An 8,565-nucleotide genomic window follows, 5' to 3' on the forward strand; every position below is an offset into this window, starting at 1 on the left:
AACTCGCTCCCCGGCAGGGGCGCGAAACCTCCGGCCCATGGGGCCGGCCAGGATAACGCCATGCTTCGAGCAAGGCGTTGCCGCTCTGGGTTCCGGCCTACGCCGGAACCCAGAGCAGGAACGACGAGCAAGAGCGTTGGGGCGCCATGCTCGCCCCGCAACCGCCACCCAGCGCAGACGCGGCAAGCCCCCTCAACCGGGCGCCACCGCCTCATCCGCCCCCTTCCCCCGATAAGCCGACGCCAGCGTCAGCCGGAAGCAGCTGCCGCCGCCGGCCACGCGCACGTATTCCAGCGAGGCCTGGTTCGCCTCGCTCATCTGCCGGGCCAGGTAGAGGCCAAGGCCGGTGCCGTACTCGTGGGTGGTGTAGAACGGCTCGAAGATCTGCGCCGCCACCTTGGGCGCGATGCCGGGGCCGCGGTCGATCACCTCCAGGATCGGCACGCCGTGCTCGCCGTGGCGCACCACCACCATCACCCGCGCCGGCTCGCCGGGCAGGCGGCCATAGCGCAGCGCGTTCTGCACCAGGTTCCACACCACCTGCTGCAGCTGTTGCGGGTCGGCCATGCCGGCCACCGGCACGTTGCCGCTGCTGATCACGCGCAGCGAGTCGATGCCCAGGTCGTTGCCCAGCTTGTAGTCCTCCACGAAGCCGCTGGCCCAGTGGCCGAGGTCCAGCGTCTCCGGGCGCGAGCGCTCGCGGCGCGAGAGCTGCAGGATGTTCTCGATGATCTCGTTGAGCCGCCCGCAGTGGTTGTTGATGATCTCCACCATGCGCTGGTCGGTGGGGCTGAGCTCGTGCGACTCGGCCAGCAGCTGCGCGGAATAGCGGATCGCCGCCAGCGGGTTCCTGATCTCGTGCGCGATGGAGGCGGACAGGCGCCCGAGGGAGCTGAGCGTGAGTTCCTCCGCGCGGCGCGAGAGCAGCGAGGTGTCGTCGAGGAAGATCAGCACCAGCGAGTCGTCGTTGGGCGCCAGGCGGGTGAAGCGCGGCACCACCTCGGGCACGCCGTCGGCGAGCTGGGTGGCGGTCTCGTCCAGCTTGCCGGAGGTCATCCAGTGGTACAGCCGGCGCGACAGCTCCGGCGCCAGCCGGCCGAGGTCGCGCTGCTCGGCAGAGGGGTTGCCGAGCAGCATCCAGGCCGATTCGTTGATCTGGTGGATGCGGTTGGCGTCGTCCACCAGCAGCACGCCGGTCTTCATGCGGCGGATGATCAGCTCGTTGACCTGGGCCAGGTTGGCCAGGTCGATGCTGCGCTGTTCGGCCAGCGCCTCGGAGGCGCGCAGCTGGCGGCCGAGCACGTGGCACAGCGTGACCACAGCGAAATAGGCCAGCCCGAACAGCGCCGATTCGAGCAGCTCGGCGGAGGTGTCGCCGCGCCGGCTCCCCAGCAGGGTGTGGCCGAGCATGCCCAGCGTGGCCAGCGCGGCGAAGAAGCAGGACAGGCGCAGCGGCAGCAGCAGCGCGCCGGCGGAGAGAGTCACCGCCAGCATCATGGCGATGCCGATGCGCGCGTCGTGCATGGTGGTGGAAGCCAGCACCGCGACCACGATGTCCAGCACCAGCATGCCCGACACCGCCAGCGTGGCGTGGCGGATCAGCCGTCGCGTCGCCAGCAGCAGGCCCAGGGCGCACAACAGGTAGAGTACCGCCACGCCGTAGGCCAGCGGCTCGCTCTGCCGGGTCCATTCCAGGCCGGGCGGGCCGAAGGCGAGGACCGCGTAGGCCAGCGCCTCGGCGATGCGGAAATAGTTGAGGAACAGCAGCCTGGGAAGCCCCGCGATGGCAGAGGAGGGGCTGGTCGCGGACGACGGTGCGGGGGTGGTCACGGCTGGGCACTCCGCAGGGCAACGGGCGAAACCTGGCGCGAAGTATAGTCAGCCGGCGCGCCGGACCGGCACGGCCCCCTTTCCATTGCTGGCGGCTTCCGCGAAAATGCGCGGCCGTATTGCGATGTTTTGCCGCACTCCCCCGGTCCGGCAGGCCGCGCACTGCATGCCGGCAGCGTGCCCGCCGCCGAACTCCCCCTTGTCCGCACCGCCATCGCGTCGGCGCAGGCGCTTGTTCCCCCGTTCGCTCGAGGTATCGAATGAATTTCCACGAGTACCAGGCCAAAGAATTGTTCGCGCAGTACGGCATCGCCGTGCCGCCGGGCAAGATCGCCAACTCCCCCGACGCCGCCGTCGACGCCGCCAAGCACCTGGGCGGCGCGCAGTGGATGGTCAAGGCGCAGATCCACGCAGGCGGCCGCGGCAAGGCCGGCGGCGTGAAGTTCTGCAAGAGCTACGAGGAGGTGCGCGAGGCCGCCAAGGGCATGCTCGGCACCAAGATGGCCACCTACCAGTCGGCCGGCCGCGCACTGCCGGTGAACCTGGTGCTGGTCACCGACGCCACCAACATCGCCAAGGAACTGTACCTCTCGGTGCTGGTGGACCGCGACCGCAAGGCGATCTCCTTCATCGCCTCCAAGCATGGCGGCATGGACATCGAGCAGGTGGCGCACGAGACGCCGGAGGACATCCACACCGTGGTGGTGGACTTCGTCGAGGGCCTGCAGCCCTACCAGTGCCGCCAGCTCGGCTTCGCGATGGATCTTACGCCCAAGCAGGTCGGCCAGCTGACCAAGATCATGCTGGGCCTGTACAAGCTGTTCAACGAGAAGGACCTCTCGCTGGTGGAGCTGAACCCGCTGGCGATCCTGGAGGACGGCAGCCTGGCCGCGCTCGACGGCAAGGTGAACTCCGACGACAACGCCGAGTTCCGCCACGCCGACCTCGCCGCCATGCGCGACCTCACCCAGGAGGACGCCGCCGAGGCGGCCGCCGTGCAGCACAACCTCAACTACGTGACCATGGACGGCACCATCGGCTGCATGGTCAACGGCGCGGGCCTGGCCATGGCCACCATGGACGTGATCAAGCTGGCGGGCGGCGAGCCGGCCAACTTCCTCGACGTGGGCGGCGGCGCCACCAAGGAGCGCGTCACCGAGGCGTTCAAGCTGATCCTCTCCTCCGACAAGGTGAAGGCCATCCTGGTCAACATCTTCGGCGGCATCGTGCGCTGCGACCTGATCGCCGAGGGCATCATCGCCGCGGTGAGGGAAGTGGGCCTGACCATTCCGGTGGTGGTGCGCCTGCAGGGCACCAACGTGGAGCTGGGCCGCGAACTGCTGGCCAATTCCGGCCTGGCGATCACGCCGGCCGACGATCTCAACGACGCGGCGCAGAAGGCCGTGGCTGCCGTGAAGTGAGGAGCTGAGAACCCATGAGCGTTCTGGTCAACAAAGACACCAAGGTCATCGTGCAGGGCTTCACCGGCCAGCAGGGCAGCTTCCACGCCCAGCAGGCGCTGGACTACGGCACCCAGGTCGTGGGCGGCGTCACCCCGGGCAAGGGCGGTTCCGAGCACATCGGCCTGCCGGTCTTCAACAGCGTGGTGGAGGCGGTGGACGAAACCGGCGCCGATGCGTCGGTGATCTTCGTGCCGCCGCCGTTCGCGGCCGACTCCATCCTGGAGGCGGTCGACGCCGGCATCCGCGTGATCGTGGCGATCACCGAGGGCATCCCGGTGCTGGACATGCTGCGCGTGAAGAACGTGCTGGCCCAGCACCCGGAAGTGGTGCTGATCGGCCCCAACTGCCCCGGCATCATCACCCCGGGCGAGTGCAAGATCGGCATCATGCCGGGCCACATCCACCAGCCGGGCAAGGTGGGCATCGTCTCGCGCTCGGGTACGCTCACCTACGAGGCCGTGTTCCAGACCACCAACGAGGGCCTGGGCCAGTCCACCTGCATCGGCATCGGCGGCGACCCGATCAACGGCCTGAACTTCATCGACTGCCTGAAACTGTTCCAGGACGACCCGGGTACCTCCGGCATCATCATGGTCGGCGAGATCGGCGGCAGCGCCGAGGAAGACGCGGCCGAGTTCATCGGCGAGTACGTGACCAAGCCGGTGGTTTCCTTCATCGCCGGCGCCTCGGCCCCTCCGGGCAAGCGCATGGGCCACGCCGGTGCGATCATCTCCGGTGGCAAGGGCACCGCGGCGGCCAAGTTCGCGGCGCTGGAGAAGGCCGGCGTGACCACGGTGAAGTCGCCGGCGGACCTGGGCAAGACGCTCGCGGGCCTGCTGAAGTAAGCCGTACCCGGGACGCGCCGCGTGGCGGCGCGTCCCCCCGTCCATCGCCCGTGTCGTCGAGCGCGGGCGATGGCGCAGGATTCGAACCACGGCGGCCGCCAGCCTGAACGGCAGCCGGTACGCGGTCGGCGCCAGGGGTTGGCGCGGGCCGTTGCGATATTAGATCGTTCTTTCTTTCGTTTTCGCTGCAAGAAGCCCACATGACGGTAGTGCGCCTCGCGCTCGCCCAATACGATTTCCCGGTCGGCGCGGTCGCGGCCAATGCCGCGCGCGTGCGCGCGCTGATGGCACAGGCGCGTGCCGGCGGCGCCGCGCTGGCTGTGTTCCCCGAGCTGACCCTGAGCGGCTACCCGCCGGAAGACCTGCTGCTGCGGCCGAGCTTCCTCGCCGCCTGCAACCAGGAACTGGCCGCGCTGGCCCGCGACACCGACGGCCTGGCCGCGCTGGTCGGCCATCCGCACAGCGAGGGCGAGGTGTACAACGCCGCCAGCCTGCTGCGCGGCGGCGGCATCGAGCTGACCACGCACAAGCAGGCGCTGCCCAACTACGGCGTGTTCGACGACAAGCGCTATTTCCGGCCGGGCCGCGACAGCGCCGTCGCCGTGGTCGAGGGCGTGCGGGTGGGCCTGCTGATCTGCGAGGACGTGTGGGTGCCCGAGCCCGCCGCGCAGGCCGCGGCGGCCGGCGCCGAGCTGCTGGTGGTGATCAACGCCTCGCCCTGGGACGACGCCAAGCAGGCCGTGCGCGAGGCGGTGCTGACCGCGCGCGCGCAGGAGACCGGTTGCGCCATCGTCTACCTCAACCTGATCGGCGGCCAGGACGAAGTGGTCTACGACGGCGCCTCGCTGCTGGTGAACGGCGACGGCACGGTGGCCGCGCGCGCGCCGGCCTTCGTCGACGCGCTGCTGTGGGCCGATTTCGACCCGGCCACGCGCACGCTCGCCGCCGACGGGTGGCCCGCCGTGCCGGCGGTGCCGCCCGAGGCCACGCTGTACGCCGCGCTGGTGCGCGGCATCCGCGACTACATCGACAAGAACGGCTTCCCCGGCGTGCTGCTCGGCCTCTCCGGTGGCATCGATTCGGCCCTGGTGCTGGCGCTGGCGGTGGACGCGCTGGGCGCCGACCGCGTCACCGCGGTGATGATGCCCACGCGCTACACCTCCGCGCTGTCGCTGGAGGGCGCGCGCGGGCAGGCCGAGAGGTTGGGCGTGGAGTACCACGTGATCGACATCGAGCCGACCTTCCAGAGCTTCCTCGCCGCGCTGGCGCCGGCCTTCGCCGGCAAGGCGCCGGACCTGGCCGAGGAGAACCTGCAGTCGCGCACCCGCGGCGCGATGCTGATGGCGCTCTCCAACAAGCACGGCCGCCTGCTGCTCGCCACCGGCAACAAGAGCGAGATGGCGGTGGGCTACGCCACGCTGTACGGCGACATGTGCGGCGCCTATGCGCCGCTCAAGGACGTGTACAAGACGGTGGTGTACCGCCTGGCGCGGTGGCGCAACGGGGCGGGGAACGCCGGCGCCGACGCGGGCTGGGTGATTCCGCCGGCAGTGATCGAGCGCCCGCCCTCCGCCGAGCTGCGCGAGGACCAGACCGACCAGGACTCGCTGCCCGCCTACGACGAGCTGGACGCCATCCTCGCCCGCTTCATCGAGGGCGAGCAGTCGCAGGCGGAGATCGCCGCGCAGGGCTTCCCGGCCGACACCGTGCGCCGGGTGGCGCGGCTGGTGCTGGCCAACGAATTCAAGCGGCGCCAGTCGGCGCCGGGGCCGCGCGTGACCACGCGCGCGTTCGGCCGCGAGCGGCGCTACCCGATCACATCGGGCTGGCGCTGAACGCACTACATTCATCCGCCGCCGTGCGGGGCCGGAAGGCCCGGTGCAGGTGGCCAACCTCCAGGAGCTCAGACACGCCATGAACAAGCATTCCCTCAAATCGCTGAGCCTGGCGCTCGCGCTGGGCATGGGCCTCGCCGGCCCCGCCTTCGCCGCCAAGGGACAGACCCACGACCTGCTGGTCGGCACCTACACCGGCACCACCAGCGAAGGCATCTACCGCTACACCTTCGACGAGGCCAACGGCAAGCTGTCCGGCAAGAAGCTGGCGGTGGCCACGGCCAACCCGTCCTGGCTGGTGCTCAACCCCGCGCAGACGCGGGTGTACGCGGTGAGCGAGAACGGCCCCGGCGGCAAGGACATCGTCGGCCGGGTCGCCAGCTACAACGTGGACGCGGGTGGCGGCGCGCTCACCCTCATCAACCGCATCAACACGCTGGGCGACGAGCCCACCCACGTCACCATGAGCCCCGACGAGCGCTACCTGTTCGTCTCCAACTACGCGGTGAAGTCGGTGCCGGGCGGCATGCTGGCGGTGGTGCCGATCGAGGCCGACGGCCACCTGCAGCCGATCGTGCAGGTGTTCAGCCACGAGGGCAGCAAGGTGAACCCGGAGCGCCAGCTGGGCGCCCACGTGCATTCGGTGACGATCTCGCCCGACGGCAAGTACGTGTTCGCCTGCGACCTCGGCGCCGACAAGGTCTATGCCTACCGCTACGACCCGGTGGCCAACGCCGAGCGCCCGCTGACCGAGGCCCAGGTGCCGTTCACCCAGCTGCCGCCGGGCTCGGGCCCGCGCCATATGGTGTTCAGCGCCGACGGCAAGCACGCCTACCTGACGCTGGAGATGGTCGGCAAGGTGGCGGTGCTCGACTACGACCAGGGCAAGCTCACGGTGCAGCAGATCCTGGACCTGGCCGAGCCCGGCTTCAGCGGCAAGAACGGCGCCGGTGCGATCCACCTGTCGCCGGACGGCCGCTTCCTCTACGCCACCAACCGCGGCAGCGACAACCAGCTGGTGGTGTACGCGGTGGATCCGGCCAGCGGCAAGCTCAGCCTGGTGCAGCGCCGCAGCGTGGAGGGCAAGGAGCCGCGCGAGTTCGCCTTCGACCCGGACAACCGCTACGTGCTGATCGCCAACCAGTTCAGCGACCAGATCGTGGTGATCCGCCGCGACCCGCAGACCGGCAAGCTCGGCAAGACGGTGGACACCACCGACCTGGGCACGCCCTCGGCCCTGGTGTTCCTGCGCGAGCAGCCCTGACGTGAGGGGCGCCTCGCAGGCATGAGCCGTCGAGGTGCTCCGCTGGAGCCGCGCTGCCAGGCGTGCTGAGCCCGGCAGGGGGAGGGGGCCGATGGGCTCACCCTTCCCCTGCCGGACATGGATGCCAAATCCATCACGCAATGGGCACCAGCCTGCTGCGACGTGGTTGGTGTGGGAAAACCCCTACATGCAACGGAACCGCTTTCTTTTAAGGTCGGTGGCCAGGCGCGCTATGCCTCGCGCCGCGACCGTTCCAGAGGAAAGCGCGATGCATCTTCGAACGCACGTCAGAGGCTTCAGGCGCCAGCGCCTCATCGCGCTGCCGTTTGTCTTGCTGGCCGCCCTTGCGACAGGCCCCATGCCCGCCATGCCCGCTCTTTCCCAGGAGCATCTCGCACCGCCACCGCAGACTATCGAGGTACCGCTAAGGTTTGTGCGGCACAATTTCAGCGCCTATTGCTACAACACACTCAAGTGCAGCGTCGTCTACGACAACAATGACTTTACGCGACTTGACAATGACTCGCCCTCGTTCAAGCCCAGTGCAACGGACAACTACAAAAGCCGCTGGGACGCATCCTATTTGGGGATACGCAATTTCCCGCCGCCGGCCAAGGTGAAATGGACCTCATTGGACGGTCAGCCCCATGAAGCACAAGTAGACATCAGCCATCTCTTTCGCGAGCAGCTGATCTGGCACAAGGTGCCCAAGTCAGATATGGCGGACTTCTTTGAAGGCCCTGTAGCAGGCGAGGCAGGCATCTTGCTCGAGGTCAATGACAGGACGGCGAGCGTCTACACGAAGACCTTCATTCCGACACGATCGGAGCAAATTCCCGGCAACAAAAACAGCAATTTTCGGGACGATTTGTTTTTGGCCTGGACGCAGACCTACTGACGATGAAAAGAGCAGCACGGATCCTACCGGGAAGATCGGCTGACCCAGCAGCAGCCCCATCAACAAAAGGCCGCACTAAAGATGCGTAACTGCCTGGGAGGTTCCAATGCATCTAAATATTAAGCCTGTGAAAGTAGAAGTATTCGCCATCTTTTCTATTACATGCCTGCTTTTTTCGATGATAGGACTCGCACACACCATGCCCGCCACCTCCCAGGACCACCTCCCGCCACCGCCGCAGACCTTCGAGGTGCCGTTGCGGTTTGCCCAGCACAACTTCGATGCCTCCTGCTTCAACACGCTCAAGTGCAGCATCGTGTACGACAACTACCAGTTCACCCGCGAGTTCGAGGACAAGCCATCCGGATCGCCTCCGAACCATTTCCATGAAAACTGGAGCCCATCGTATATCGGCGTGCGCAATTTCCCA

The 8,565-nt window shown here is 68.1% G+C and carries 6 protein-coding genes and 1 pseudogene; 6 read left to right on the forward strand and 1 reads right to left on the reverse strand.

The features are described from left to right. Positions 1 to 192: 192 nt before the first annotated feature. On the reverse strand, positions 193 to 1,785 hold the full coding sequence (locus ACH65_RS17835) for a sensor histidine kinase (protein ID WP_153242665.1): 1,593 nt from the start codon (positions 1,783 to 1,785) through the stop codon (positions 193 to 195). A 305-nt stretch (positions 1,786 to 2,090) separates the two neighbouring features. Here ACH65_RS17835 and sucC point away from each other — a divergent pair, with 305 nt between their 5' ends. The 6 genes and pseudogenes from sucC to ACH65_RS17865 form a co-directional block, all read left to right on the forward strand. Further along, positions 2,091 to 3,251, forward strand: coding sequence for an ADP-forming succinate--CoA ligase subunit beta (gene sucC, locus ACH65_RS17840; protein WP_049623987.1), 1,161 nt, complete (start codon positions 2,091 to 2,093; stop codon positions 3,249 to 3,251). A 14-nt stretch (positions 3,252 to 3,265) separates the two neighbouring features. Then, positions 3,266 to 4,138 (forward strand): succinate--CoA ligase subunit alpha, encoded by an 873-nt coding sequence (gene sucD / locus ACH65_RS17845; RefSeq protein WP_049623988.1) that lies wholly within the window; start codon positions 3,266 to 3,268, stop codon positions 4,136 to 4,138. Between the two features lie 200 nt (positions 4,139 to 4,338). Continuing rightward, positions 4,339 to 5,973, forward strand: coding sequence for an NAD+ synthase (locus ACH65_RS17850; protein WP_049623989.1), 1,635 nt, complete (start codon positions 4,339 to 4,341; stop codon positions 5,971 to 5,973). 79 nt (positions 5,974 to 6,052) lie between these two features. Beyond that, on the forward strand, positions 6,053 to 7,237 hold the full coding sequence (locus tag ACH65_RS17855) for a lactonase family protein (RefSeq protein ID WP_053096316.1): 1,185 nt from the start codon (positions 6,053 to 6,055) through the stop codon (positions 7,235 to 7,237). 187 nt (positions 7,238 to 7,424) lie between these two features. Next, positions 7,425 to 8,135, forward strand: a complete 711-nt coding sequence (locus tag ACH65_RS17860) for a hypothetical protein (protein WP_237561564.1) — start codon at positions 7,425 to 7,427, stop codon at positions 8,133 to 8,135. Positions 8,136 to 8,334: 199 nt separating this feature from the next. Then, positions 8,335 to 8,565, forward strand: a pseudogene (locus ACH65_RS17865) (hypothetical protein); the annotation flags it as partial.

The organism is Frateuria defendens (assembly GCF_001182895.1).
GTDB lineage: Bacteria > Pseudomonadota > Gammaproteobacteria > Xanthomonadales > Rhodanobacteraceae > Frateuria_B > Frateuria_B defendens.